The 25,838-nt window shown below is 71.2% G+C and carries 19 protein-coding genes and 3 pseudogenes; 11 read left to right on the top strand and 11 right to left on the bottom strand.

Annotation, left to right across the window (positions count from 1 at the left end; genetic code table 11):
* Positions 1 to 71 precede the first annotated feature (71 nt).
* Entirely contained in the window at positions 72 to 620 is a 549-nt protein-coding gene (locus AC07F0_RS06710; protein WP_478976218.1) for a streptavidin, read from the bottom strand.
* A 423-nt stretch (positions 621 to 1,043) separates the two neighbouring features.
* Between AC07F0_RS06710 and AC07F0_RS06715 the strand changes: the two genes are divergently transcribed.
* The 4 genes from AC07F0_RS06715 to AC07F0_RS06730 all read left to right on the top strand — a co-directional run bounded on the left by AC07F0_RS06715 (position 1,044) and on the right by AC07F0_RS06730 (position 9,673).
* Complete coding sequence (locus AC07F0_RS06715; RefSeq protein WP_478975156.1) at positions 1,044 to 2,228, top strand: MFS transporter; 1,185 nt, start codon at positions 1,044 to 1,046, stop codon at positions 2,226 to 2,228.
* 57 nt (positions 2,229 to 2,285) lie between these two features.
* Positions 2,286 to 3,152 (top strand): SDR family NAD(P)-dependent oxidoreductase, encoded by an 867-nt coding sequence (locus tag AC07F0_RS06720; protein WP_478975158.1) that lies wholly within the window; start codon positions 2,286 to 2,288, stop codon positions 3,150 to 3,152.
* A 51-nt stretch (positions 3,153 to 3,203) separates the two neighbouring features.
* Positions 3,204 to 7,943 (top strand): amino acid adenylation domain-containing protein, encoded by a 4,740-nt coding sequence (locus tag AC07F0_RS06725; protein WP_478975161.1) that lies wholly within the window; start codon positions 3,204 to 3,206, stop codon positions 7,941 to 7,943.
* Positions 7,944 to 8,020: 77 nt separating this feature from the next.
* A complete protein-coding gene (locus AC07F0_RS06730) occupies positions 8,021 to 9,673 on the top strand; it encodes an AMP-binding protein (protein WP_478975164.1) in 1,653 nt (550 codons plus the stop codon).
* 44 nt (positions 9,674 to 9,717) lie between these two features.
* Here AC07F0_RS06730 and AC07F0_RS06735 read toward each other — a convergent pair whose 3' ends face one another.
* On the bottom strand, positions 9,718 to 11,079 hold the full coding sequence (locus AC07F0_RS06735) for a cytochrome P450 (RefSeq protein ID WP_478975167.1): 1,362 nt from the start codon (positions 11,077 to 11,079) through the stop codon (positions 9,718 to 9,720).
* A 161-nt stretch (positions 11,080 to 11,240) separates the two neighbouring features.
* On the opposite strand from AC07F0_RS06735, the pseudogene AC07F0_RS06740 reads away from it, so the two are divergent.
* A pseudogene (locus AC07F0_RS06740) lies at positions 11,241 to 11,524 on the top strand (PIG-L deacetylase family protein); the annotation flags it as partial.
* A gap of 131 nt (positions 11,525 to 11,655) precedes the next feature.
* Here AC07F0_RS06740 and AC07F0_RS06745 read toward each other — a convergent pair.
* The 9 genes and pseudogenes from AC07F0_RS06745 to AC07F0_RS06785 all read right to left on the bottom strand — a co-directional run bounded on the left by AC07F0_RS06745 (position 11,656) and on the right by AC07F0_RS06785 (position 19,645).
* Entirely contained in the window at positions 11,656 to 12,114 is a 459-nt protein-coding gene (locus tag AC07F0_RS06745) for an RrF2 family transcriptional regulator (RefSeq protein WP_436729319.1), read from the bottom strand.
* A gap of 103 nt (positions 12,115 to 12,217) precedes the next feature.
* Entirely contained in the window at positions 12,218 to 13,117 is a 900-nt protein-coding gene (locus AC07F0_RS06750; protein ID WP_478975170.1) for a TauD/TfdA dioxygenase family protein, read from the bottom strand.
* 40 nt (positions 13,118 to 13,157) lie between these two features.
* Positions 13,158 to 13,517 carry a 4Fe-4S dicluster domain-containing protein gene (locus AC07F0_RS06755; protein ID WP_478976221.1) on the bottom strand — a complete coding sequence of 120 codons (360 nt, stop codon included), beginning with the start codon at positions 13,515 to 13,517 and terminating at the stop codon, positions 13,158 to 13,160.
* A gap of 55 nt (positions 13,518 to 13,572) precedes the next feature.
* Positions 13,573 to 13,848 (bottom strand): annotated as a pseudogene (locus AC07F0_RS06760) (LLM class flavin-dependent oxidoreductase); the annotation flags it as partial.
* Positions 13,849 to 13,915: 67 nt separating this feature from the next.
* Positions 13,916 to 14,299 (bottom strand): annotated as a pseudogene (locus tag AC07F0_RS06765) (ABC transporter permease); the annotation flags it as partial.
* Positions 14,300 to 14,579: 280 nt separating this feature from the next.
* A complete protein-coding gene (locus tag AC07F0_RS06770; protein WP_478975172.1) occupies positions 14,580 to 15,809 on the bottom strand; it encodes an acyl-CoA dehydrogenase family protein in 1,230 nt (409 codons plus the stop codon).
* Between the two features lie 13 nt (positions 15,810 to 15,822).
* A complete protein-coding gene (locus tag AC07F0_RS06775) occupies positions 15,823 to 16,392 on the bottom strand; it encodes a winged helix-turn-helix domain-containing protein (RefSeq protein WP_478975175.1) in 570 nt (189 codons plus the stop codon).
* 272 nt (positions 16,393 to 16,664) lie between these two features.
* A complete protein-coding gene (locus AC07F0_RS06780; RefSeq protein WP_478975177.1) occupies positions 16,665 to 18,641 on the bottom strand; it encodes an FAD/NAD(P)-binding protein in 1,977 nt (658 codons plus the stop codon).
* A complete protein-coding gene (locus tag AC07F0_RS06785) occupies positions 18,638 to 19,645 on the bottom strand; it encodes an amino acid ABC transporter permease (protein WP_478975180.1) in 1,008 nt (335 codons plus the stop codon). The genes AC07F0_RS06780 and AC07F0_RS06785 overlap by 4 nt, the downstream gene beginning before the upstream one ends.
* Before the next feature lie 528 nt (positions 19,646 to 20,173).
* Here AC07F0_RS06785 and AC07F0_RS06790 point away from each other — a divergent pair.
* From AC07F0_RS06790 to AC07F0_RS06815, 6 genes are read left to right on the top strand one after another with little or no spacing between them, the layout of a single operon-like run.
* Complete coding sequence (locus AC07F0_RS06790) at positions 20,174 to 21,310, top strand: LLM class flavin-dependent oxidoreductase (protein WP_478976224.1); 1,137 nt, start codon at positions 20,174 to 20,176, stop codon at positions 21,308 to 21,310.
* Positions 21,307 to 21,852, top strand: coding sequence for a GNAT family N-acetyltransferase (locus AC07F0_RS06795; protein ID WP_478975183.1), 546 nt, complete (start codon positions 21,307 to 21,309; stop codon positions 21,850 to 21,852). The genes AC07F0_RS06790 and AC07F0_RS06795 overlap by 4 nt, the downstream gene beginning before the upstream one ends.
* The gene (locus AC07F0_RS06800; RefSeq protein ID WP_478975186.1) at positions 21,849 to 22,841 is read left to right on the top strand and encodes an ABC transporter substrate-binding protein; all 993 of its coding nucleotides are present in this window, start codon (positions 21,849 to 21,851) and stop codon (positions 22,839 to 22,841) included. The genes AC07F0_RS06795 and AC07F0_RS06800 overlap by 4 nt, the downstream gene beginning before the upstream one ends.
* 21 nt (positions 22,842 to 22,862) lie before the next feature.
* Entirely contained in the window at positions 22,863 to 23,888 is a 1,026-nt protein-coding gene (locus tag AC07F0_RS06805) for an amino acid ABC transporter permease (protein WP_478975189.1), read from the top strand.
* A 50-nt stretch (positions 23,889 to 23,938) separates the two neighbouring features.
* Complete coding sequence (locus AC07F0_RS06810; RefSeq protein WP_478976227.1) at positions 23,939 to 24,691, top strand: amino acid ABC transporter ATP-binding protein; 753 nt, start codon at positions 23,939 to 23,941, stop codon at positions 24,689 to 24,691.
* Positions 24,692 to 24,729: 38 nt separating this feature from the next.
* A complete protein-coding gene (locus tag AC07F0_RS06815; RefSeq protein WP_478975192.1) occupies positions 24,730 to 25,716 on the top strand; it encodes an ABC transporter substrate-binding protein in 987 nt (328 codons plus the stop codon).
* Positions 25,717 to 25,838 lie beyond the last annotated feature (122 nt).

The raw sequence follows: 25,838 nt of genomic DNA on the forward strand, positions 1-25,838 counted from the left end.
AGGGCGGGGCGCCCCAAGGGAATCCAGTCCCTTGGGGCGCCCCGTGGTGGTCCTCCGGGTGGCTCAGCGCGTCACTTCTGGGCGAAGGGCACGCCGCTGTTCACACCGGCCTTGCGAGCCGCGGCGATGGAGGCGGCCGACGGCTTGGTCTTGGTGAACACGTCGTGGCCGACCAGCGTGGACTTCCACTCGTTCGCGGTGGTGGTACCCGAGGTCAGCAGCCACTGGGTGGCGATCCGCTCGGTGCTGCCACCGAAGTACTGGCCGCTCCACGACGTCGCGGAGTGGGCGTTGCGGTAACTGTTGCGCCAGGCGACGGTCCAGCCCAGAGCCGTACCACTGCCGTCCGTGGCGGCCGCGGAGTCGTACCGGCCGGTGATCACGTAGCGGTTCTCGGCGTTGCCGACGGTCGACTCGTAGGTGCCGGTGAGCCCGCCGTCCGAGGTGGCGGTGACGGTGAAGGTCGAGCCGAGCTGGTTGTACCAGGTGCCGGTGATTCCGGCGGCCGCAGCGGACTTCGTCTCCGCCACGGTGGCCTTGCCCGAGTCGGCCGAGGCGCTCGCGGTGACCGTGACACAGGTCAGCGATATGGCGGTAGCCGCAATGACGATCTTGCGCATGTGAGACACGAAATTCTCCCCTGATTGTGTCCGCGAAACCGGCGGCCGCGCATGTTTCGCGCGCCGACGCCGGCAGCTCAATCCGTTGTGGCGGAAAAGGACAGGATGGTCGAGGTCCCGTCGATAGTGCCAACGACACATGATCGATGGAGATCGTACTCGTGCTCGCCCCGTTTGCATCAACAGACTGAGAAATCAGGCCTTTTCGGCCAATCCATGGCCGACTTTCGAGCAGGTGGAGTTTCGGACAGATAAGAGAGCCACTTCATCTGGGCGACAGATCTTGGCTCGGAACGGCCGTTGGTCCGTAACTTGATGGTGTGGGAGGGTGGTTGACGGCGCCGCGTCGGGTGCGCTCTGACGACGCGTTCCATGACCACGTCCGACCTTGACCATCGGGGCGCGCAGGGGGTTCCTTTCGTGTTGGGCAGGATCTCTACACTCGCGCTCGGGGCGTTCGCGGTGGGGACGAGCGGATACATCGTCACCGGTGTGCTTCCCGAGCTGAGTTCGGAGCTTTCCGTCTCCTTGTCCACGGCCGGGCTGCTGACCACGTTCTTCGCCGTTGCATACGCGGCGGGTTCGCCGCTGCTCGCCGTGGCGCTGGGCGGGTGGCGCCGACGGCGGCTCATCGTCGCCGCGCTGATCGTGTCCGCGGTCGGCAACGCGCTGGCGGCCGAGGCCCCCGGCTTCGGCGTGCTGCTGGTCGCACGGATCGTCACGGCCGTGGGCGCCGCGGTGTTCACCCCGGCCGCCACCGCGGCCGCCGCCGAGCTGAGCGGGCCCGAGCGCAGGGCGCGCGCCGCGGCGTGGGTGTTCGGAGGGCTGGTGACGGCGACGATCGTCGGAGTGCCCGCCGGGTCGCTCCTGGCGGGGCCGCTCGGCTACCGGGGTGTCTTCTGGCTGGTCGCCGCGGTCTGCGTGCTCGCCGCGGTGGCCGTGGCCCTGGCGGTACCCGAGGTCGCGGCGCCACCGAGGGTGACGCTGCGGGAGCGGGTCGCGGTCGCGGCGGACACGCGGGTGGTGGCCGTGCTGGGGATCACGCTGGCCGCCAGCCTCGGGGTGTTCACCGTCTACACCTACGCGGCGCCAGTGCTCGCCGACCGTGTCGGTGCGCACGGCACCGGCTTGAGCCTGCTGCTGTTCGGGTACGGCATCGGCGGCGCGCTCGGCAATGTGGTCGGCGGTGTCGCGGCCGACCGGTTCGGCTACCGGGTGCCCCTGCTGGTCGCGGTCTGCGGGAGTGTCGTGGCGCTGGCAAGCCTGTCGGTGGCGCGGAGCACGGCGTTCGCGGCGGCGCTGCTCTTCGCGTGGGGCGTGTCCAGTTGGGCGTTCAACCCGCCGGTGCAGCGGCGGCTGCTCGAACTGTCGCCGGAGGCGGGTGGTCTGCTGCTGGCGCTCAACGCGTCGGCCCTGTACCTGGGCATCGGGCTGTCCGGGGTCGTCGGCGGCGCGGTGATCGACCACGCGGGGGTGGGCGACGTGCCGTTGACCGGGGCGGCGCTGTGCGCCGCGGCGGTCGTGATCCAGGTCCTCTGCGGCCGTCGCGCCGCCAGGCCCGAGGCGACGCGGGCGACCCGGACGACGACGCGGGCGTCCGGACGGTGACCGTCGTGACAGCGGGGAGGCTACCGGTCTCCGCAGCGTCTCGTGAGGGAGAGGCGCGTGCGTGAACTGAAGGGTGCCGTGGGGATCGTCACCGGGGCCTCGCGCGGCGTCGGCCCGTACATCGCCCGCCATCTGGCGGCGGCCGGGGTACGGCTGGCGCTCGTCGCCCGGTCCGAGGAGGACCTGCGGGCGACCGCCCGGGACCTCGGGCGGCGAGAGGGACCTCAGCCGCTGGTGGTGCCGGCCGACGTGTCCGACGAGGACGCGCAAAAAAGTGTCGTCGAGAGAGTCCGCCAAGAGCTGGGACCGCCGGCACTGCTGGTGAACAACGCCGCCGTCGAACATGTCAGCCGGTTCCAGGACGTGCCCGTCGAGACCCTCAGGAAGATCCTGCTGGTGAACCTGTTCGGCGCGGAGGCCATGACCCGCCTCGTCCTGCCCGACATGCTGGCCGCCGGCCGCGGACACATCGTCAACATCGGCTCGGTCGGCGGGCGTACGGCCTACCCGTACGCCACCGTCAACTCCTCCGCCAAGCACGGCCTGGTCGGTTTCACCTGGTCCCTGCGCGAGGAGTTGCGCGGAACCGGCGTGAGCGTGTCCGCGGTGTACCCCACGCTCATCGCGGACGTGGGCATCTCGGCGGGCTGGCAGGGGGGCCGGCGCCCGCCGCTCCTCGGCCGGGTGACCCCGGACGACGTGGCGCGCGCCGTGCTGACCTGCGTACGGAAGGACAAGGTCGAGATCACCGTGGCTCCGGTCCTGGAGCGGATCGCGGACGTGGTGAGCGCCGTCTCTCCCCGGCTGACCTCATGGATCGCCCGCACCGGGGGCGTCCACGCCTATCTGCGCAGGGTTGCCGACGCGCAGGCACATCCACGCCAGCGACCAGGCGCAAGCGACCACGAGCACGAACGCGATTGACGTCAGCGCGATCCGCCGGACCGACCAGCCGGAGACCACGGGGGTACTGTGATGTCCGAGAATTCCGTTTCCGCCACTACCGTTCTTCCCGACCGGGACGAGATCCTGACCCGGGCACGCGACCTGCTCACCGCGATCGACCCCGGGTACGACCGGACGCTGGATCCGGGGGAGCCGCTGTTCCTCGACTCGCTCGGGGCCGTCGCCCTGAAGTCCGCGCTCGACGCGGCGTACGGAGCCGACGTGCCGCTGGAGATCTTCTTCGGCCGGTGCACGCTGGAGACGGTCGCCGAGGCCGTACGCAACCACCGCACCGGCACGTCCCCCTTGCCACCGCTCGTCCCGGCCCCGGAGCGTGCCCACGAGCCCTTTCCGCTCACCGAGATCCAGCAGGCGTACTGGCTGGGCAGCCGCGACTTCGAGCTGGGTGGCCGCTCCGCGCACTTCTACGTCGAAGTGGACCTTTTCGCGGCCGAACACGACCGCGTCGAGGAGGCGTTCAACCTGCTCGTCGTCCGCCACGGCATGCTGCGGGCCACGCTTCTCCCGGACGGCCGGCAGCGGATGGCGCCCGAAGTCCCGTACTACCGCGTCCGCCACGGGGACCGCAGCGGTCTCACGGACGACGAGTTGCTATGTCGGCTGCGGGAGACCCGCGACGAGATGAGCGGCCAGGTGTTCGACCCGCACACCTGGCCGCTGTACGACATACGCACGCACCGCCTGCCCGGCGGACGCCTTCGCCTCCATGTGAGCATCGACCTGCTGTTCGCCGACGCCGGCAGTATCCAGATCCTGATGGCCGAGTGGATTCGGCTGATCCTCGACCCCGCCTCCGCCGGGTCCGCCCCCGAACTGACCTTCCGCGACCACGTCGAAGCCCTCACCGCGTACCGCCGCGAGCCCGGCCACGACCGGGCCCGCGGCTACTGGCTCGACCGGCTCGACACCCTGCCCCCGGCGCCCGAACTGCCCGTGCGGGCCGTCACCGACGACGGGCCGCCGGTGTTCGTCCGCAGGGAGCGGCGGCTGTCCGGCCGCGTGTGGCGCCGGCTCCGGGAGCGCGCGAACGCCCTGGGCGTCACGCCGTCGGTGCTCCTGTGCGCCGCCTACGCGCAGGTGCTGCGCACCTGGAGCCGCAGCTCCCGCTTCACCCTCAACCTGACCCTGGCCGACCGCCCCCGCGTCCATCCCGACATCGACCGGATCATCGGCGACTTCACCAGCACCGTCCTGCTGGACTGCGACCTGACCGGCGCCCCCGACCTGGCGGCGGCCGCCGCCAGGCTCCAGAGCCGGCTGCTGCAGGACCTGCCCCATGCCCGGTTCAGCGGTGTCGAGGTGCAGCGGGAGCTCGCCCGCCGTGGCGACCCGGCGCAGGCCCGGATGCCCGTGGTGTTCACCGCGCTGCTGCGCGAGCAGGACGGCCTCGGCTCGCTGGAGGGCATCCTCTTCGAAACCGGCTACGCCCTGTCGCAGACCCCGCAGGTGTACCTCGACAACCAGGTCGTGACGCGCGGCGACGACCTGGTGATCAGCTGGGACGCGGTGGAGGCGATGTTTCCCGAGGGCCTGCTCGACGACATGTTCGCCGCCTACCTGGAGCTCGTCGAGGCCGCCGCGGAGCGCGAGGAGCCGTCGCCCGTGCTGCTTCCGCCGGACCAGGCCGCCGTGCGGGCGGCGGTGAACGACACCGTGGGATGGCTGCCGGACGAGCTGCTCCACGCGGCGTTCGACCGGCGTGCCGACGAGGACCCCGGCGCTCCGGCCGTGATCACCGCCGAGAGGACACTGACCTTCGGCGAACTGGACCACCGCGCCCACCAGGTGGCCCGGCGCCTGCGCGAGCTGGGCGCGGGCCGGCCGGGCACCCTGGTCGCCGTCCTGATGCACAAGGGCTGGGAACAGGTCGTCGCCGTGCTGGGCGTGCTCCGCGCCGGGGCGGCCTATCTGCCGGTCGACGCGGGCCTGCCGTTCGAGCGCGTGACGCAGCTCGTCGAGGCGGGCCGGGCGGACATCGTGCTCACCCAGCCCGGGCTGACGGTGCCGCCGGGCGTCACGGCGCTGGTGGTGGAGGGCGAGCCGTGGCCCGAGGTACCGGACACGCCGGTGGAACCGGCCGCCACCGGGCCGGACGACCTCGCGTACGTCATCTTCACCTCGGGGTCGACCGGGCGGCCCAAAGGCGTGATGATCAGTCACCGCAGCGCGGTGAACACCCTGCAGGACGTCAACGAGCGGTTCGCCGTCGGTCCTCAGGACCGGGTCCTCGGCCTGTCCTCGCTGAGCTTCGACCTGTCCGTGTACGACGTGTTCGGCGTCCTGGGCGCCGGCGGCGCCCTGGTGCTGCCGGCACCGCAGGAGTCCCGCGACCCGGGCCGCTGGCTGCGGCTGGCGAACGAGCACCGGGTGACGCTGTGGAACAGCGTCCCGCCGCTGCTGGAGCTGCTGGTCGAGTACTGCGAACGGCAGGGCGCGACGCTCCCGCCGACCCTGCGCACGGCGCTGCTGAGCGGCGACTGGATCCCCCTCACCCTGCCCGGCCGGGTCCGCGCCGTCTCTGCGAAGGCGCCGCGGCTGGTCAGCCTCGGCGGTGCCACCGAGGCGGCGATCTGGTCGATCTGGCACCCGATCGACCGCATCGACCCGCAGTGGCGGAGCATCCCGTACGGCACCCCGCTGCGGAACCAGACCTTCCACGTACTGGACGCGGACCTGACCGACAAGCCCGACCACGTCACCGGTGAGCTGTTCATCGGCGGCGCCGGCGTCGCCCAGGGCTACTGGGCCGACCCGGACCGCACCGCGGAGCGGTTCCTCACCCACCCGACCACCGGGGAGCGGCTGTACCGGACGGGCGACCTCGGCCGCTACCTGCCCGACGGCACCATCGAACTGCTCGGCCGGGACGACTTCCAGGTGAAGATCGGCGGCCACCGCATCGAGCTCGGCGAGATCGAAGCCGTGCTGGGTGGCCATCCCGGCGTGCGGGCCGCCGTGGTCGTGGCGCAGGACCGCAGGAGGCTCGTCGCCTACGCCGTGCCCGAGGAGGGCGCCACCGTGGCGGAGGACGAGCTGCGGGGCCACCTCGCCGCGAAACTCCCCGCCTACATGGTCCCCTCGGTCGTGGTCCTCCTCGACCGGCTGCCGATGGGACCGAACGGAAAGCTGGACCGGCGCGCGCTGCCGGCCGTCGACCAGGCCACCGCGGGCACCGGCACGGACCACGAACCGCCGGCGGAGCCCACGGAGGCGGCACTCGCCCGCGCCTGGGCGGCGGTGCTGCCGGTCGACCGGATCGGCCGCCACGACAACTTCTTCGCCCTCGGCGGCGACTCCCTCCTCGTCGTCCGGGCCGTCGCCAAGGCTGCCGAGGAGGGACTGCGGCTGACCGTCACCGACTTCTACGACCACCGGACCCTCGCCGAACAGGCGGCGCACGCGACGGCACTGCCCGCCGCCGCACCGCAGGAGCAGGCCGAGGTCACGGGCCGGGCCGGACTGGCCCCGAGCCAGCTGTGGTTCTTCGAGCAGGACTTCGCCGACGCCCACCACTGGAACGGCATGTGGCCGGTGTTCGAACTGAACCGGCCGATGGACCCCGGCCCGCTCCGCGCCGCCCTCCACGCGGTGCTCGCCCACCACGACGGCCTGCGCGCCCGGTTCGCTCGGGACGACGACGGCTGGTACGCGGAGCTGCCCGGCGCCGAACCGGTGGAGGACTCCCGGGTGACGGTCGTCGACCTCGCTGCCCTGCCGGACGACCGGATCGAGGCGGAGATCGCCCGCCACGCCGCGATCCGCAACGGCGGACTCGACCTCCGGACGGGGCGCACCGTCCAGCTCACCCAGTTCGACCTCGGCCCGCACCGCCCGCCCCGGCTTCTCGTCAGCGCCCACTGGCTCGTCATGGACTACTACTCCTCCCGGGTGTTCCACGAGGACCTGCGTACCGCGTACCTGGCGCTCGAACAGGGCGAACAGCCGGTCCTGCCCGCCAAGACCGCCTCGCTGCCGCAGTGCGCCGAGCAGCTGCGGATTCACGCGGCGAGCGCGGAACTCGCCGCGGAGATCCCGTACTGGACCCGGCTCGCCGGCCACGCTCCGGCCCCGCTGCCGGTCGACCACCGCCTCGGCCCCAACACGCAGGCCTCGGCCGTACGGCACTTCGTCGAGGTCACCGGGGACACGGCCGCCGCCGTGACGGCCGGGCTGCCACGCACCCACGGCGTCGAGATCCGCGAGGTGCTGCTGACCGCCCTGGTACGGGCCGTGTCGGCGTGGACGCGCCGGCCCGAGACGCTGGTGGAGGTCGAGGGCCACGGCCGGCGGCGGGCCTTCGGCTCGCTCGACGTCACCCGCACCATCGCCCGGTTCTCCACACTGTCGCCGCTGCTGCTGCGCCCCGGCGGCCTGGCGTCGGTCCGCGACCAGATCCGGGAGGCGCCCCACCAGGGCGACGGCTACGGCCTGCTGCGGTACCTGCATCCGGACCCGGAGGTGCGGGACCGACTGACGGCGGCACCGGCGCCCGAGATCGGGTTCAACTACTGGGGCGACGTCAGCGAGTACTTCACCGGCGACGCCCGGCCGATCGTGGAGTCGTTCGGCCACCACCGCAGCGACGCGGGCCACCGCAGCCGGACGCTGGACCTGATGGCCATGGTGTCGGACGGCACGCTGAGGCTGGTGTGGACCTACAGCCGGCACCTCCACACCGAGGCGACGATCCGCGCCCTGGCCGACCGCTTCACCGCGGAACTGCACACGCTGGCGCGGAGCGCCACATGACGAACAGGGGAGAACACATCGTGGACCACCCGCGGCCCTTGGCGGACCACCCGCGACCCGAAGACATGTTCGGAGCGGTGACCGTTCCCGAGGCGCTGGAGCTGGCCGCCGCCACGCCGCGCGGCATCACCGTGGTGGACCGCCGGCTCACCGCCGTGCCGCTGCCGTACGCCGTGGTGGCGTCCGGCGCGCGGCGGGTGGCCGCCGGACTGGTGGAGGTGGGTGTGGGACGCCAGGACCGGGTGGCCATCCTGTCGTCCACCTCGCCGGGCTTCCTGCTCAGCCTGTTCGGAGTGTGGCGAGCGGGCGCCGTACCGGTGATCCTGCCGCTGCCGCACCGCCTGGCCGATCTGCCGGACTTCGTCTCCGAGGTGGACCGGCGCCTCGACCATGTCGACGCGCGCTGCGTGGTGGTCGCCGACGCGTTCGGCGACTTCGTGACGGGCCGCGTCGGCGGCGGCCGGCCCCTTCTGACGTGCGCCGAACTCGCCGCGGGCCGAACGGAGATCGAGGGCCCCGCGCCGGCAGGTCCGGACGACCTGGCGTACCTGCAGTTCACCTCGGGCACCACCGGCCTGCCCCGGGCGGTCGCCCTCACCCACCGGCAGATGCTCACCAACGCCGCAGTGTGCTGCGAGCGGCTCCGGCTGGAGCGGGACCGCAGCGTCCATGTGAGCTGGCTGCCGCTTTACCACGACATGGGCCTCATCTCCGTGCTGTCCGCGATGGCGTACCGGATCAAGCTGGTACTCCAGGCTCCCGAGGACTTCCTCGCCCGGCCCGACTCGTGGGTGGACGCGCTGTCCGCGTACCGGGCAACCAGCACGGTTGCGCCCAACTTCGCGTACGGGCTCGCCGCGCAGAGCATGACCGAACGGCCCCGGGACCTCGACCTGTCCGCGCTGGAGGTGTGCGGGGACGGCGCGGAGCCGATCCGTGCCGCGCCCCTGGAGCGGTTCACGCAGGCAGGTGCCCGCTACGGGCTCAGGCCTGAGGCCGTCACCCCCATGTACGGCCTCGCCGAGGCTACCCTGGCCGTCGCCATCGGCGAGGTCGGCGTGCCGATGGCCTGGGAGCACGTGTCCCGGGAGGGGCTGCAGCGGGACCGGGTCGCCCGCCCCGTCCCGGTCGGCGACCCCGCTGCGAGGTCCCTCGCGGTGTGCGGCCCGCCCGTGCCGGGCGTGGAGGTGGAGATCAGGGACGAGGACGGCAAACCCCTCGACGACCGCCGGGTCGGCGAGATCTGGGTCCGTGGCCCGGCCCTGATGCGCGGGTACTGGAAGGATCCGCAGGCGACCGCGGACGTCCTGCGTGACGGCTGGCTGCGCACCGGCGACCTCGGCTACCGCACCGACGAGGGCCTGGTGGTGTGCGGCCGCCTCAAGGACTTGATCATCGTGGGGGGCCGCAACCTCCATCCGGAGGAGTACGAGCACGTCGCGGCCGGCGTGCAGGGCGTACGGCCCGCGTGCGCCGCCTTCCCGGTCCCGGACACCGAGCGGATGATCGTCGCTGTGGAGCCCGCGAAGGACTTCGACGGCGACCCCGGGGACCTCGCCGGCCGGGTCATGCGGCGGCTGCGCGAGCAGCTCGGACATGCCCCGGACTCGGTGGCCGTCCTGGAGCGCGGCGCGATCCCGCGCACCTCGTCCGGCAAGGTCCAGCGCGGCCGCTGCCGGGAGCGGTACCTCGCGGGACGGCTGAAGGTGCTGGCGGAAGCCGCGCGCTGACCCCCGGCCCGGGGCGGACACCTGTGGCCGCCCCGGGCCGGGGGTCAGCGGCGCCGGGTCACCACGACACGCGCGCCCCGCGAGGGAATCAGCGTGACGTGGTGGGCCTTCTGTTTCTCCGGTTCGGGCCGGTCGGGCCGGATGTCGTACCGCAGGAGCATCTCGCGCAGCGCCACGCCCGCCTCTAGCAGCGCGAACCCGGCGCCGAGGCAGCGGCGTGCGCCGCCGCCGAACGGTATCCAGGTGTGGGCGGGCGGCTGCCCGTCGAGGAACCGCTCGGGGCGGAAGACGTCCGGCTCGTCGTGGTGCGCGGGGTCCGACTGGACCAGGCCGATGGCGGGCATCACCGTGGCGCCCGCGGCAATGCGGTAGCCGCCGACGGTGAGCGGCCGGGTCAGCTGCCGGGCCACTTCGTAGACGACGGGTTTCAGACGCAGCCCCTCCTTGGCGACCGCCGTCAGATACGCCTCGTCGCCGTCGTCGGCGGCGCGCCGCGCCTTGCGTATCTGCTCGGGACTCCTGACGAGTTCGTGCACCGCCCAGGCCAGGCCGGTGGCGGTCGTCTCGTGCCCGGCGAGGAGCAGGGTGATGAGCTGGTCGCGCAGCTCGGCGTCGGTGAAGGCGCCGCCCTCCTCGTTGTGTGCCACCTGGAGGAGGCGCGACAGCACGTCGGTGCGGCTGTGCAGGTCGGGGGAGCGGCGCCGCTCGGCGATCTCCTCGTACAGCAGCGCGTCGAGGCGGCGCTGCATGGTGATGTGCCGACGCCACGGCCCGACGCGCTGCAGCAGCGGGTACGGCAGCCCGAGCAGGGTGACCGGGCCGATGTCGGCGATGCCGCGCACCAGCGGACGCAGCCTGGCCAGCCGGGCCTCGTCGGTCACCCCGAACACCACCTGGAGGATGACCTCCAGGGTGAGTGCCTGCATCCTGTGGTGAACACTGAACACGACACCCTCGGGCCAGCGTTCCACCTCCGCCTTGGTCAGGGTGGTCACCATCTCCTGGTAGCCGGCCAGCGCCGCGCCGGTGAAGGCCGGCATCAAAAGGCGGCGGGCCCGTCGGTGTTCGGCCTCGTCCAAAAGGAGGACCGAGTGGTCGCCGAGGGCGGGCCCCATTATGGCGTTGCCCTTTCCCGCGTGCAGGGTCTCCACCGGACCGCCGAAGACGGTCTTGATGTCCTCCTGCCGGCTGAGGATCACCAGGTGCCGGGTCGGCGTGGTGAGCCGCAGGGTGAAGACGTCCCCGTACCGGCGGCGCATCACCGGGAACAGGTGGTGCCGGTACTGGGCGAAAAGCAGGGTCTGCACCACCGCGGGCAGCCGGAGGCCGGGCGGCCGCTCCACCCGTCCCGCCGACGGCGTGGTACTGCCTCGTAACGCTGACACGTCGTCAATGCCGCTGGACATCGCCGGATCCCCCTCGGTGAGCGATGCTTCGCGGTCCGCGTGGTCTCCGCGAAGCCGGTCGTGGTTCACGCTAGCAGCCGTACGGACAGGACGAGCAGTCCCTTCCGGCCGGGACCGGGCCACTGACTGAGACACGCTTCTAGTCTGCGGAAGTGACAGAGATGACGATCACCCAACTCCAGTCCGTGCCCGGCGACTGCCGACGGGTCCTGCCGTCGTTGCGCACCCGGACGACCTCGAGTACGGCTGTTCGGCGGCGATCGTGGCCTGGACCGACGCGGGCCGCGAGGTCGCCTATGTCCGGGCGACCCGGGGCGAGGCGGGCATCGACACGCCGGAGCCGGAGAGGTGCGGCCCGCTGCGGGAGCGGGAGCAGCGGGCCAGTGCGGCGGTCGTCGGCGTGTCGGTGGTGGAATTCCTCGACCTCAGGGACGGCGTCATCGAGTTGGATGAGGGGACCCCCACAGGGCCGGAAACTCGGATCGTGGCAGAAGGTGGCGTTCGCCCCAAGGGGGTGTTCATATGATGGGCGCGGCTATCTCGCTCTTTGGGAGGCTTGGCTGATGGCCCAGCGTGTCAGGGGTTTACCCAGGCTTTCGGGGCGTCGGTCAGCGCGGCTACGTCGGCGGGCAGTTGGGCCGATGCGACGTCGGCGAGCGACACGCCCTCAAGGATCTCGCGCACGTTGGACCGCAGGGCGATCCACAGCGGGAGCAGTGACTCGGCCGGGCCGGTGTAGGACAGCTCGGGCGGGCGGACCCCGCGTACCGAGACCAGGGGGCCCTCCACGACGCGGATGACGTCGGCGATGCTGATCGACTCGGCGGGTTTGGCCAGCCGGTAGCCGCCGTTGCCACCGCGCTGGCTGAGCACGAGGCCGCCCCGGCGCATGTCGTTCAGGATGCTCTCGAGGAACTTGTGCGGGATGTCCTGGGCCTCGGCGATGGCCTCGGCTTTCAGTGGCCCGTCATCCCGTGACGCGGCGAGCTGCAGCGCGGCACGTACCGCGTAGTCCGCTCTGGCTGAGATCCGCATGCGTCCATTATCCCGTAAGGCTTCGGCCGGTATCCACCACCGGCGGGCCGCCGGGCGGGAGCGGAGCCCCCTGCCCGGCGGCCACGCGTGGCGGGCGCGGTGCTCAGGCCGCGGCCGGGGTGTAGTGAGCGGCGTCGTCGCCCTCGATGACGTGGCTGAGAGTGCCGTCGACACCGGCCGGGACGTCGCCCGCGACGGTCACCCGGTGCAGCAGGCGCGGCAGGTCGCCGTAGTCGTCGGGGGCGTAGTGCTGGGTGATGCGGTTGTCGAACAGGACGAGGTCGCCGGGCGTCCAGGCCACGCGCACGATGTTCTCGGGACGCGTGATGTACGACTGGAAGATGCGCAGCAGGTCGCGGGAGTCGGACGGGCCGAGGCCCACGATGCTCTGGGCGAAGCCGCCGACGAACAGCCCACGCTCCCCGGTCTCCGGATGGACACGGACGACCGGGTGCGCGGTGCGGTACTTCCGGGAGACGAACCGCCTGCGGTGCTCGGCCGCCTTCTCGCTCTTCGGGGCGGCGTAGTCGTAGTCGTTGGTGTGCACCGCCCACAGTTTGTCCGCCAGCTCGCGCAGCGGTTCGGGCAGGTCCCGGTAGGCGGCGGCCGAGTTGGCGATGAGGGTGTTGCCGCCGTAGGGCGGGACCACGATGCTGCGCAGCGTGGACGCCTTCGGGGGTGTCCGGACGAAGGTGACGTCCGTGTGCCACTGGTTGGCGCGGATCCCCTCGTCACCGTCGACCGGCAGGATGTTCGGCTGGCCATCGACGGAGGGGACTGTCGGGTGTGCGGTGGTCAGCTCACCGAAGAGGGAGGCGAAGCGGAGCTGGCCCGCGTCGTCCAGGTCCTGGTCGCGGAAGACGAGCGCCTTGTGTTCCAGGAGTGCGGAGTTGATCTCGGTGACGACGGCGGGGTCGAGGTCGGTGGAAAGATCCACGCCGAGGATTTCGGCGCCGATACGGCCGCCGATCTTGCGGATGTCGAAGCCGGTGCTGGTGGTCATGCGCGGGTGTCCTTTCGAGTGGTGATCAGTCGGGAGGTCGTCAGGAGGTGAGGGGCGGGGAGCTTCCCTGGGACCCCGGCGGGCTGAGGGGAGGGCCGATGGCCCGCAGCGCGCCGGGTGTGCGGCCCCGTCCCCAGCCGATGTGCCGGCGGTAGCTGCCGAGCAGCCCCGTACGGTCCAGGTGGTCCTCGTCCCGGGCGGTGGGGTCGTCGGGCAGCGGGTGGGTCAGGGGCGCGACGAACAGGGCGTCGGCCGGGCAGTTCGCCTCGCACTGGAAGCAGGTTTGGCAGTCGTCGCGGCGGGCGAGCACCGGGATGCCGTCCTCGCCTCGGTCGAAGACGTCGGTCGGGCAGACCTTGATGCACTTGTCGCAGGTGATGCAGCGTTCCGCCGAGACCAGTTTCGGCGGTGTGGAAGGGCTCGTTGAAGGTGGTGGAGACGGTGGCGATCAGGCCCACGTGCTCGGTGACCGCCGCCAGGGCCGACAGCAGGGTGAGCGGTTCGAGGCCGCCGAGGGCGTTGTGGCGGACCTTGCCCCACAGGGCGAGTCCGTCGGCGAGGAAGACGGAGTCGAGCAGACCGCGCTCGGCGGTGCGCGCGAGGTGCTGGAAGTAGCGCAGGTCGGTGACGCGTTCGGGCTGGGTGCGCGGGTGCCGCCAGGCGGCGTCGTGGTGGCCCGCGTTCATCAGGAAGGCGTTGAGACGCAGCTGACGGGGTCTGGGCGCGGTCATGGGGTTCCTCGATCAGGGGGACCTGGGTGAGCGGGGGAGGGAGAGAGAACGAGAGGGCGGGTGCGGGTCAGCCGCCCGCGGGTACGCGCCAGGAGCTGAGCCGCCGTTCCACGGCCACCAGGAACTGGTTGAAGACCACGCCGATGGCGGAGATCGTGATGATGCCCGCGTACATCTGCGGGATCGCGAAGTTGTACTGCGAGGCATTGATCAGATAGCCGAGGCCCGCCTTGGCACCGATCATCTCGGCGGCGACCAGCACCAGGATCGACACCGCTCCGGCCAGCCGGATACCGGTGAACATCACCGGCACCGAGGTCGGCAGGATGACCCTCTGGAACAGCCGGGGCGCGGACGGGTCCATCGACTTCGCCAGCTTCAGCAGGGTCGGATCGACGTGGCGGACCGCGCTGATGGTGTTGAGCAGGATCGGCCAGGTGCACGCGTACAGTCGGCGGACCGTCCGCAGCGCCGTACGGCGGACACGGGCCGTGAGGGAGGGAGACCGGCGCGCGTCCGGGGATGATGAGGCGCCGGGCGTGGGCGCGGTGGATGTGCCGGCCTCAGGGGACGTGGCGGACTCGGCGGACTTGGTGAGGGAAGGTGCCTGGACGCTCTCTGTCGTGTTCACCGCGTCGGTCATGGTGGTCCCGTGGGTCGCGTCGGTCTTCTCTGGCCCGGCCGGCCCCGTCGACCATGTCACGGCAGGCCTCCGGGTCCCCGCCTCCCGATCAGGCGGGCAGGACGAACGGAGGGTGGGCGCCGTTGAGGAAGTACTCCCCGACATCGCGGAGCCGGTGGGTCACGGGCTCGTACAGGGTGTGGGTTCGGGCGTTGCGCCAGAACCGGTCGAAGCCCAGCCGCGCGGAGATGGAACGGGCGCCGACGATATCGAGGGCGCGGGTGGTGGACTCCTGCGCTGCCCTGGCCGCGGCGGTTTCGGCCATGGCCACGAGGGCGGAGATGTCCGCGGACTCGTCATAGGTGAGGTCCTCGCCGCGCTCAAGGCCGCCCCGCACGGCTTCCAGTGCCTGATCGGTGAGTGCCGACGCGGAGCGGGTGAGGACGGTGAGTTCTCCGTAGGCGGTCTGCACCTGCGGGTCGTGCGGGGTACCGGCAGGCCAGGCGGGGTGCCAGGCTGCGTGGCCCGTCCTGCTGTACTCCCGGGCTTCGGCGAGCACTCCCTCGGCCATGCCGAGAAGGAGCTGGGCGGAGAACAGACGCCCGACCGGGCTTGCCAGGGTGGCCAGGGGCGACAGCAAGTCCTCGTCCGCGGACAGGGAGCCGAGCACGTCCTCGGTACCCACCAGTACGTCGTCGAACTCCACGCTGCCGCCGGCCGCGAGCCGCTGGCCGAACGTGTCGGCGTCACCGTCGATCGCCACACCGCGACGGGCGGGATCCACCACGACGGCGAGTGGTTCACCCGTGTCCTCCCGCACGGCGCGCACGGCGAGGCGATCGGCGACCAGGACCCCGGTGGTGTAGCTCTGCCGACCGTCGAGCACCAGTCCCTTGGAGGTCCTGGCCAGCTTCAGAGACGGCTCCTGACGCGCGAAACCGCCGCCCCAGCACCACTGTTCGGCTGCGGACCGCTCGTCTATCCGCGCGGCGAGAGCGGGCCCTGCGAAGAACCGTGCGCTCCCCGACAGGAAGTAGTGACAGCCGAGCAGTTGACCGATCGCGCCGTCGGCCGCGGCGATCTCCCGGACGACGGCGTAGGCCATGGGCCAGTCCGCGCCGCCTCCCTGAGATTCGGCCGGCGCCAGGAGCGTCAGCAGTCCCGCCTCACGCAGCCGCGACACCTCGTCGATCGGGGCCTTGCCCGCCTGCTCCCTGGCGACGGTGTCCGTGGCCAGGTCGTCCGCCGCCTCGCGGGCCACGCGCAGCCAGTGCGCATGACCCGGCCCGGTTCGGTCGGACGGCGAGGCGGGGCGGGACGGCGCGGAGGCAGGGCCCATGGAAGTCGTCTCCTCAAGGTCGGCCGCAGCGTGCGGCGTTGGGGCTCTCCTGCTGCGCGGGCACGTACTTGTAGCCCACGCGCCGGACGGTGACGATCCGGTCCCGGTGAGCCTCGCCCAGCTTGCGGCGCAGGCGGGCGATGTGGACATCCACGGTGCGGCCGTCGCCGACGTGGTCGTAGCCCCATACGGCGGCCACCAGCCGATCACGCGTCTGCACGTGGTGGGGATGCTGAACGAGATGCGCCAGGAGCTCGAACTCCAGGTAGGTGAGGTCGAGTTCACGTCCGTCGACCTCGGCGACATGTCGCGCCGGATCGATGCGGACGACGTCGTCTGCCGTCCGCCGGACAGGGGCCGAGCCTGCGGCGGCGACCGGTCGGATCTCGGGCCGTGGCCGGTCCTTGGCGAAGAGCTCGGCGGGATCGGTGCCCTCGGGGACGAGCACGAGGTAGCCGACGAGCGGCGCGGAAGTGTGTCCCTGGGCGTCTCTCTGAGCGGTATCGCCCACCAGGCGAAGACGGGGTGTGTCGGAGAGGGGCGGATCGTGTGGGGTGGCCTGGGCTGGAAGTGCCGTGGTCATGGCGGTTGTCCCTCAGAAGTGTGTGGGGCGATCGGGCGCAGTGGGTGAACTCGCCTGATCGCCCGGGAAGGGGGGAGCGGAGCGGCACGGGCGAAGGTGCGAGTCGCGTGCCTTACGCGCGGCAGCAGGCGGCACTGACGACGTGACCAAAGTCGACATGCCGACGACGAACGAGTCGTTGCTGCTTACGGGACATGTTCATCATCCTGTGCGCCCCCGGCGGACACAGTCAAGGCTTCCCTAGTAATTCCATAGGAAAAGTAGGGAAGGTCTCACACTGTGAGAGGTCGGCCGTCCACCGGAGACGTTGCCGTCTTGGCCTCGGTGGCGCTCAGGGCGCGCAGCAGCGCGCGGGCGACCGCGTCGTTCTGGCGGAAGGCCGGCGCGTTGGTGCGGGGGCGGGCGAAGGCGGCGACGGCCCGGCTGTTGGTGGGGGCGCCGAGGGCGATGCGGCGGGAATGGGGGCTGTCGAGGGACGGGTCGATGACGTGGCCGTCTGTGGGGGAGACCGCGAGCAGGCCGGAGCGGTGGGTGTGCGTGGGGTCGGCGATGACCTCCTCGGCGAGTGCGCCTTCCCGATACAGGTCCCGCAGGAGTGGGTCCTCGGTGTGGGCCAGGGAGGGACCCGGCAGGTACGCCTCGATCAGGGCCGTGGCGTGGGTGGTGTGGCCGGAGACGGTGGGGCTGGTCGCGGTGAAGGTGCCGCTCGTCTCGTCGGTGGCGATGCGGATACGCGCCCCCAGGAAGTGGACGATGCCGGCCCGGGACAGCGCGAGGAGTTGGCGCAGGCGGAAGCCGGGCGGACCGGAGGCGAGGAAGCTGAAGAAGCCGTGCCACCAGCCATCGAGGTCGTCGGCGGCAGAGCGGGCGGTGAGACGACCGGAGGCGACGAGGCGGGGCAGTTGGCCGTAGACGGAGAGCAGGGCGAGGAACGCGCCGAGGTCGGCGCTGAACTCCGGGTTCTCGCGGCGGGTGACGTCCTGAGCGATGTGGTCGCGCAGGTGGTCCTGGAAGGCGTCCGATGTGGGGAAGGCGAGGCCGTCCAGCGGACGGTCCAGGGCTTCGAAGTCGAGCCTGTCCGCTGGGTCGGGTACGGCTCCGGCGACGAGGGCGGCCATGTCGTCGCCGTGCCACTCCAGGCCGTCGTACGCGGCGATGAAGTCCGGCCAGGGCAGGGTGGTGCGCTCGGGGTGGGCGTGGAAGAGCTCGTGGTAGTGGCCGAAGCCGATCTCCTTGGCCATCAGCGGCCACACGTCGCGCCGCAGGTCCAGCGGGCGTCCCTCGTCGAGCAGCGCGTCGACGGCCTCGGGGCCGAAGTGGCGCGGCAGCGGGGGCCGCGGGCCCTGGAGGCGGTAGCGGGTCTTGGAGTGGTACGGCACTCCGCGCCGCGATCCGACGTGGAGGACGGGCTCCTGGCCGGACGGGAGGTAGGTGAGGGTGCCGTCGGGCTCGGTGCGGTAGGTGCCGCCGCGGCCCTCGGTGAGCAGGGTCATCAGGTCGATGAAGGCAAGCCCGAAGCCGCGCAGGATGACGTGTTCGCCGGGGCGCAGTGCGGACAGGTCGGCGTCGGCGGAGAACTCGGGCGGGAGGTGGAAGCGGCCGTGCCGGCGGGCGAAGGCGGCGTGGTCACGGTACTCGGCGGCGGGAGTGGAGCCGAGGTGTCCCTGGGCCAGGACCACCAGGTCGGCGGTGAGCGGAGTGGCACCATCGGCGAGATGCACCTGCTGCGGGCCGTCCGGGGGGCCGGTGACGGCGGTCGCGGTGGTGGGGTGCCACTCGACTGTGACGGTGGGCGGCAGCTGGGCCAGCGTCCTGCGGAACACCCAGTCCAGGTAGGCGCTCTGGGCGCGGCGGGTGGGAAAGTCCGTCCCGGCGAGGGTGCGCAGCTCGGCGAGCACCTCCGGGTCGGCGGGCTCGGTGTACGGGGCGTGACGCGGGCTCCGGCCGGAGAACTGGGCGGCCCATTCGGCCAGCGAGGGGCCGGGCCGTACCGGGCCGTCGATGGTGGACGACTCGTCGGTGAACATGGTGACGTCCTCGGCCATGGAGTTCATCCGCAGCAGCGCGGACTGCTCGTGCCGCCAGACACGTCCCGGGCCGGGCGGGTGCGGGTCGACCAAGTGGATGCGCAACTGCCGCGATCTGTCCCACAGTTCGGGCGCGTTCGCGGCGATCCGCTCCAGCAGGCCTGTGGCGCGCGGCCCCGCGCCGACGACGACCAGGACGGCCGGCGAAGGGGTGCTGCTCACCGGTCACCGCCGATCACCGGGCGGGCATCGGCAGCGGTCGCCGCACTCAGTCGCTGGCGCACGGCGGTCAGTTGGCCGCGCAGCCGTTGCAGCGGGGTCGGCGGCAGGGCGCGGGAGTCCCCGCGCGCGTAGTACCGCTCGACGTGGAACTGGCCCGCGCTCAGCACCGTGGTGACCGCGATGTACCACAGCGTGGCGACCATCAGCAGCGGGATGACCTGGTAGGTCTGGTTGTAGATCAGCTGCACCGAGTACAGCAGGTCGTGCACGGCCAGCACGCTGACGATGCTGGTGCCCTTGAGGGTGCCGATCAGCATGTTCCCGGCCGTGGGCACGATGGAGCGCATCGCCTGGGGGACGACGATCCGGCGCAGGGTGCGGCGTCTGCTCAGGCCGAGCGCCTGGGCGGCTTCCGTCTGCCCGGCGTCCACGGAGAGGATGCCGCCGCGCACCACCTCGGCGGCGTACGCGGTCTCGTGCAGGGTCAGGCCGATGACTGCGGTCAGGGTGGGGCCGAGGAGGTTGACCGTCTTGACGGTGAGGAACTGCGGACCGAACGGGATGCCGATGCCCAGCGTCGGATACAGGGCGCCGATGTTGAACCAGAACAGCAGCTGCACCAGCAGCGGTGTGGACCGGAAGATCCACACATAGCCCCAACTCAGCGTACGCAGCACAGGGTTGGCCGACAGCCGCATCACCGCGAGCACGGTGCCCAGCAGGAAGCCGAGCACCATCACCACGGCGGTCAGCCACAGGGAGAGCAGCAGTCCGTCGAGTACGGCGGCGGTGGTGAAGTACCGGCCGACCACGGCCCATTGGAAGGCGTCGTTGCGGACGACGGAGTTGAGCACCATCGCGAACAGCAGCAGCGCGACGGCCGCGGTCGCCCACCGGCCGACGTGCCGGCGCGGAACGATCCGCGGCGGGCCCGCGCCGAGGGCGGCGGGAGGTTCCGGAGTCTTCGTGGCAGGGGTCGAGGTGACATCGGGCGGCGTGACCATGGGGAGGCTCTCCGGGGAGGGAATCGCAGGCGTGGGTGAACCCGGTGTCGTCACGCTCGCCGCGCCCCTCAACGCGGCCGGAGAGGCTGCCGCACCACGCGGAGCCGGTCCGCCGTCGATCGTATGTGCCCCTGACACCGATGTGTCAACAACGCCTCGGCAGGCGCCGGTCGAGGCGGTCCGGCATCCGGGCGCGGCTTGACGCGCGCGACGATGTACTGCTCAAGTAGTCGCATGACTGCCCAGCAGCGCTTGGTCTCGCGCGATCACATCGACTTCGGTCGGGTGTGGTCTGCCGCGTGTTGCGCCTGACTCGGCAGCGGGCCCTCTGACCGGCCCTTCCCTCCCTCGGTGACCCCGTCGCGGGCCGAGTTCTCTCTTCAGGCGCGCTGCCGCACCACCGCCTTCACCGACGCCCGGCGTCGTCACGCCCGTACGCACTCGTCGTTCTGACGAGCCATCACTCATTTTCCGCGTGCCCGGCAGTTTCGTCATGCCCGCGTGCCGCATCCCAGAAAGGCCATGCCCATGCCCGTGGAGTTCCTCGGCATCGCCGCCACCAACGATGGTTCCGAAACCACGCCGCGCTCCGGCGCCGCCTTCGACAGGGAGTACACACTCCGGCTCGCCCGGGCCCACGAGGACCACGGCTGGGACCGGGTGCTGTTCGCCTACGGCTCCGGATCGCCCGACCCCGCACCGGCCGCCGCGTACATCGCGAGCAGGCTGGAGCGCCTGCAGATCCTGCTCGCCCACCGGCCCAACGTGTCCTACCCCACCTTCGCCGCCAAGACCTTCGCCACCCTCGACCAGATCAGCGAGGGCCGGCTGACCGTGCACTTCATCACCGGCGGCAACGACCACGAGCAGGGCCGCGAGGGCGACATCCTCACCAAGGACAAGCGTTACACCCGCACCCGCGAATACATCCGGATCGTCAAGAAGATCTGGACCACCCACGAGCCCTTCGACCACGAGGGCGAGCACTACCGCTTCCACGACTTCGTCAGCGACGTCTTCCCGGTCCAGCAGCCCCGCCCGAACGTGTCGTTCGGCGGCTCGTCCCCTGCCGCGTACGCCGCGGGCGGCGCGGAGGCCGACATCTACTGCCTGTGGGGCGAACCCCTGGCGAAGACCGCCGAGCAGATCGAGAACGTGAAGGCCGCCGCGAAGGCCGCGGGCCGCACCGACGTCCCCCGCATCCAGGTCGCCTTCCGCCCCATCATCGCCCCGACCGAGGAACTGGCCTGGGAGAAGGCCCACCGCACGGTCGGCGCGATCAAGGCGCGCAAGGAACGCGGCGAGGCGATCACCAAGCGCCACAACGGACACGCGGAGCCTCAAAACACCGGCTCGCAGCGGCTGCTCGCCATCGCCGAGGCGGGGGAGCGCTACGACCGGGCCCTGTGGACGCCGACCGCCGCAGCGACCGGCGGCGCGGGCAACTCCAACGCCCTGGTCGGCACGCCCGAGACCGTGGCCCAGGCGCTACTCGACTACTACGACCTCGGCGTCGACATCCTCTCCGCGCGCGGCTACGACCTGCTGGGCGACGCCATCGACTTCGGCCGGTATGTGATCCCGATCGTCCGCGAGGAGGTCGCCAAGCGCGACGCCGAGCGGGCGGCACGCGGGACGCAAACCCTTGCGGCGGTGGGCGAATGACCTCCGTAGCCCAACCACCATCGTCAGCGGTGGACGTGACAGTGCTCCATGTCCCTGTCTCCGATCCGCGCGTGAGACCCCTGCTGCGCGAACTCGGGCACGAGTACTCCACGCGCTACGGCAAGGACGCCCACGCCGAGATCTCCCGCTACCCCGACGAGGAGTTCACCGAACCTTACGGCGGCCTGCTTCTGCTGATGCTGGAGCGCGGCGAGCCCGTCGCGGGCGGCGCCTTCCGCCGGTTCGACGCGACCACAGCCGAGCTGAAGCGGATCTGGACCCACTCCGCCCACCGGCGGCGTGGCCTCGCCCGCCGTGTCATCGCCGAGCTGGAACGCGAGGCGGGCGCACGCGGCTACCGGCGGATCTACCTGACCACCGGGCCACGCCAGCCCGAGGCCCGCGGCTTGTACCTGGCCACCGGCTACACACCGCTGTTCGACACCGAGGCCGACCCGGAGACCATCGGCCCGCTGCCCTTCGAGAAGCACCTGCCGGCCGAAGCACGCACAGCACGCACGGGAAAGGCAGCCGACCTGTGAACCTTCACCCGTGCAGAACCCGCCTGCGCCTCGCCGCGACCATCGCTCTGCTGCCCGTACTGACGCTGACCGCCTGTGGCTCCGGCGACACCTCCGGCACCACACCGGCGGGCGCTCAGGCATCCCCCGCGCCGACCGACGACCCGGTGGCCGCGGTACGCAAGGTGGACTCCGTCGCGGCCCTGCTTCCCGCCGACGTCCGCAGGGCGGGCACGCTCCGCGTCGGCAGCTCGATCGGGTCCCCGCCCGGGGCGTACTACCCATGGGGGTCCCCCCGCTCGAGCGAAGTCGAGAGTGGGGGAGGGCAGGACAAGCCGCCCGCGGGCCAGGACATCGACCTCGCCGACGCGGTGGCCAAGGTCCTCGGCGTGAAGCTGGAGCGGCAGGACGCCTCCTTCGAGACGATCCTGCCCGCCCTGGGCAGCGGCAAGTACGACTTCGGGACCGGCAACTTCGGCGTCACCACCGAACGCTTGAAGACCATCGACTTCGTCACCTACATCAACGACGGCCAGGGCTTCGCGGTGAAGACGGGCAACACCGCCCTCGGCAAGAAGATCACCGACCTCGCCCAGCTGTGCGGTCTGACCATCGGCACCGGCGCCGGCACCACCTTCGAAGCGACCCTCACCGCGCAGAAGGGGGTGTGCGCCAAGGCGGGCAAGACGCCGTACGACGTGAAGGTCTACTCGGAGAACGCGGCGACCCTCACCGCGCTCCAGCAGGGCCGTATCGACGTGATCATGTCGACCATCAACGGCCTGCGTCACCAGGCGGCCCAGCCCGCGTCGCAGACCACCTTCCTCGGCGAGTTCCACCGCCTCGACGTCGGCTTCGCCTTCAAGAAGGGCTCCCCACTCACCAAGGCCTTCCAGGCCGCCGTCAACGAGCTGATCAAGGACGGCACGTACGCCCGGATCCTCAAGAAGTGGGGCACTACCGCCTCCGCGATCGACACGTCGCGGATCAACCCGCCCGAGCACACCTGAGAGTTGAGCAGGAACACCACGATGGCATCCACCACCGACACCACCGCGCCGCCCGGCGCGGCCACCCCGGGCACCGGCCCACAAGCCCCGCCCGCCCCGGACCATCCGGCCTTCCTCAAGGTCGTACCCGCCCGCCACTACGCCCGCTGGGTGTCGGCCGTCGCCGTGATCGTGCTGGTCGCCCAGTTCGTGCACGGTCTGGCCACCAACCCCGTATGGGAGTGGGGCGTCTTCAGCGACTACGTGCTGTCCGAGGCGATCGTGCGGGCGGTGTACGTGACCCTTCAGCTCACCGCGTACGCCACCGTGCTGGGCTTCCTCCTGGGCACCGTCCTGGCCTTCATGCGGCTGTCGCGCAGTCCGGTGCTGCAGACCGTCGCCTGGACCTACATCTGGATCTTCCGGTCCATCCCGATGATCGTCCAGCTGGTGTTCTGGTTCAACCTGAGCGCGCTGTACGAGGAGTTGGGCTTCGGTGTCCCCTTCGGCCCGGTGTTCTGGTCCGTCGACAGCAACAGCATCATCGGCACCATGGGCGCCGCCGTCATCGGGCTGACGCTGCACCAGGCCGCCTATGCCGCCGAGATCGTGCGCGGTGGTGTCATCGCCGTCGACCACGGGCAGCTGGAGGCGGCCGCCGCGCTGGGCATTCCCCGGCTGCGGCAGATCCGCCGGATCGTGCTGCCGCAGGCCATGCGCGCCATCCTGCCCACGGCCGGCAACGAGATCATCGGCCTGCTCAAGGGCACCTCAGTGGTCTACGTGATGTCCATCGGCGAGCTCTTCTACCAGGTGCAGGTGATCTACGGCCGCAACGGCCGGGTGATCCCGCTGCTGCTGGTCGCCACCGCCTGGTACGTGGTGCTGACCTCCCTGCTGTCGGTCGCGCAGTACTACGTGGAGCGCCGCTACGCCCGGGGCGCCAACCGCACCCCGCCGCCCACCCCGCTCCAGCGCGCCCGGCGCTTCGTCCGCACCCTGCGCGCGGCCGCCGCCCAGCGCAACCAGCCCGTCGTACCCCTGAAGCCCTTGGGAGACAGCCGATGAGCGACGTGACGGTGGCCGTCGAGGACGCGACGCCGACGGTCGAGGACGTGATGGTGGACGTCCACGGCGTCCACAAGAGCTTCGGCCCCCTGGAGGTGCTGCGCGGCGTCGACCTTCAGGTTCGCGCCGGCGAGGTCACCGTGATCCTCGGCCCGTCCGGCTCCGGCAAGTCCACGCTGCTGCGCACCATCAACCACCTGGAGAAGGTCAACCGCGGCTGGATCAGCATCGACGGCGAACTCATCGGCTACCGCCGCTCCGGGAGCAAGCTGCACGAACTGAAGGAGAAGGACGTTCTGAAGCAGCGCACCCACATCGGGTTCGTCTTCCAGAACTTCAACCTCTTCCCCCATCTGACCGTGCTGGAGAACCTGATCGAGGCCCCCGTCTCCGCACTGCGCCGCCCGCGCAGGGCAGCGGAGGAGAAGGCCCGCCGGCTCCTCGACAGGGTCGGCCTCGCCGACAAGGCCGACGCCTACCCCCGGCAGCTCTCCGGCGGCCAGCAGCAGCGCGTGGCCATCGCCCGCGCACTCGCCCTCGAACCCAAGGTGCTGCTCTTCGACGAGCCCACCTCGGCGCTCGACCCGGAACTGGTCGGCGAAGTCCTCGACGTCATCAAGGACCTGGCCGGTACCGGAACCACCATGATCGTCGTGACCCACGAGATCGGCTTCGCCCGCGAGGTCGCCGACACCGTGGTGTTCATGGACGGCGGTGTCGTCGTGGAGCAGGGCCCGCCCGCGGCCGTCCTGGACGACCCGCAGCACGAGCGAACCCGCGCCTTCCTCTCCAAGGTCCTCTGACCGACCCTCACCCCTTTTCCCTAGCAAGGAGCACGACCATGTCCACCTCGATCACCCGCCGCCGCACCGCCGCAGCCGCGCTCGGACTCGCCACCACCCTCGTCCTCGCCGCGTGCAGCAACCCCGACGACGGCGGCACGACCGAGGTCGCGGCCACGTCGGACGGCAAGACGAAGATCAACATCAGTCCCGACCAGAACCGCATCACCACCGACAAGGTCGACTCCATAGCCGCCGAGGTCCCGGAGAAGATCCGCAAGAGAGGCACCCTGGAGATCGTCGACTCGTCGGGCTCCGCGGCGCCCCTGACCTTCTTCGCCACCGACAACAAGACCGTCATCGGCGTCGAGCCCGACATCGCCTCTCTGGTCGCCGACGTGCTCGGCCTCAAGCCGCACATCAACACGGTCTCCTGGGAGAACATCTTCGTCGGCCTCGACAGCGCCAAGTACGACGTCGGCTTCAGCAACATCACCGTCACCGAGGAACGCAAGGAGAAGTACGACTTCGCCACCTACCGCGAGGACAACCTGGGCTTCGAGGCGAAGAAGGGCAGCGGACTGAAGGTCACCGGACCCGAAGACGTGGCGGGCAAGACGGTCGCGGTGGGCAGCGGCACCAACCAGGAGAAGCTGCTCATCGAGTGGAGCAAGGAGAACGAGAAGGCCGGCCGCAAGCCGGTGAACATCAAGTACTACCAGAACGACAGCGACACCTATCTCGCCCTCCAGTCCGGCCGCATCGACCTCTTCCTCGGCCCCAACCCGACCGCCGCCTACCACGCGGCCACCACCGGCCGCACCGAGGTCGTCGGCACCTATTCCGGTGCCGGCGCCACCCTCCAGGGCCTCATCGCGGCCACGACCAAGAAGGACAGCGGCCTGGTCAAGCCGCTCGCCGACGCCCTCAATCACGTCATCGAGAACGGGACGTACGCGAAGGTGCTGAAGCGCTGGGGCCTGTCCGACGAGGCGGTGAACAAGTCGGAGATCAACCCGCCCGGCCTGCCCAAGACCAACAAGTAGCCGGTCCACGGCGCGGAGACGCACGGCCTCCGCGCCCTCGACCGGGCCCGTGCCAGGCGCGACCGCCCCGGACCGTCTTCGACCCTTAAGGATTTGCGTGTGGCCGGCGCGCTCTGTTGTTC

It is taken from the genome of Streptomyces sp. NPDC045955, assembly GCF_056430805.1.

Excerpts from the sequence above, each read along its gene's own strand:
- AC07F0_RS06745 (WP_436729319.1), bottom strand. The coding sequence starts at position 12,114 with ATGCGGATCTCAGCCAGAGCGGACTACGCGGTACGTGCCGCGCTGCAG.
- AC07F0_RS06785 (WP_478975180.1), bottom strand. The coding sequence starts at position 19,645 with ATGGTCACGCCGCCCGATGTCACCTCGACCCCTGCCACGAAGACTCCG.
- AC07F0_RS06770 (WP_478975172.1), bottom strand. The coding sequence starts at position 15,809 with ATGGGCCCTGCCTCCGCGCCGTCCCGCCCCGCCTCGCCGTCCGACCGA.
- AC07F0_RS06790 (WP_478976224.1), top strand. The coding sequence starts at position 20,174 with ATGCCCGTGGAGTTCCTCGGCATCGCCGCCACCAACGATGGTTCCGAA.
- AC07F0_RS06750 (WP_478975170.1), bottom strand. The coding sequence starts at position 13,117 with ATGACCACCAGCACCGGCTTCGACATCCGCAAGATCGGCGGCCGTATC.
- AC07F0_RS06775 (WP_478975175.1), bottom strand. The coding sequence starts at position 16,392 with ATGACCACGGCACTTCCAGCCCAGGCCACCCCACACGATCCGCCCCTC.
- AC07F0_RS06710 (WP_478976218.1), bottom strand. The coding sequence starts at position 620 with ATGCGCAAGATCGTCATTGCGGCTACCGCCATATCGCTGACCTGTGTC.
- AC07F0_RS06725 (WP_478975161.1), top strand. The coding sequence starts at position 3,204 with ATGTCCGAGAATTCCGTTTCCGCCACTACCGTTCTTCCCGACCGGGAC.
- AC07F0_RS06815 (WP_478975192.1), top strand. The coding sequence starts at position 24,730 with ATGTCCACCTCGATCACCCGCCGCCGCACCGCCGCAGCCGCGCTCGGA.
- AC07F0_RS06810 (WP_478976227.1), top strand. The coding sequence starts at position 23,939 with ATGGTGGACGTCCACGGCGTCCACAAGAGCTTCGGCCCCCTGGAGGTG.
- AC07F0_RS06795 (WP_478975183.1), top strand. The coding sequence starts at position 21,307 with ATGACCTCCGTAGCCCAACCACCATCGTCAGCGGTGGACGTGACAGTG.
- AC07F0_RS06735 (WP_478975167.1), bottom strand. The coding sequence starts at position 11,079 with ATGTCCAGCGGCATTGACGACGTGTCAGCGTTACGAGGCAGTACCACG.
- AC07F0_RS06805 (WP_478975189.1), top strand. The coding sequence starts at position 22,863 with ATGGCATCCACCACCGACACCACCGCGCCGCCCGGCGCGGCCACCCCG.